General features: G+C 57.3%; 1 pseudogene. It reads left to right on the forward strand.

Features of this window, described 5'->3' with window-relative positions:
* Positions 1-363 (forward strand): annotated as a pseudogene (locus tag ACM615_RS23790) (PTS fructose transporter subunit EIIBC); the annotation flags it as partial.

The raw sequence follows: 363 nt of genomic DNA on the forward strand, positions 1-363 counted from the left end.
CCAATGGTTGTGGCGGGCGGTTTGTGTATCGCGCTTTCGTTCGTGTTCGGTATCAAAGCCTTTGAAGTGAAAGGCACGCTGGCTGCGGCGCTGATGCAAATCGGTGGTGGTTCAGCCTTTGCTCTGATGGTGCCTGTGCTGGCGGGCTTCATTGCCTTCTCCATCGCTGACCGTCCGGGTCTGACGCCGGGTCTTATCGGCGGTATGCTGGCAGTGAGCACGGGTGCAGGGTTCCTTGGCGGTATCATCGCCGGTTTCCTGGCGGGTTATGTGGCGAAAGCCATCAGCGGCAAGCTGAAATTACCGCAAAGTATGGAAGCCCTGAAGCCTATCCTGATCATTCCATTGGTCGCGAGCCTGATT

This window comes from Rahnella sp. PAMC25617, from assembly GCF_050606005.1.
GTDB classification, from domain to species: Bacteria; Pseudomonadota; Gammaproteobacteria; order Enterobacterales; family Enterobacteriaceae; genus Rahnella; species Rahnella variigena.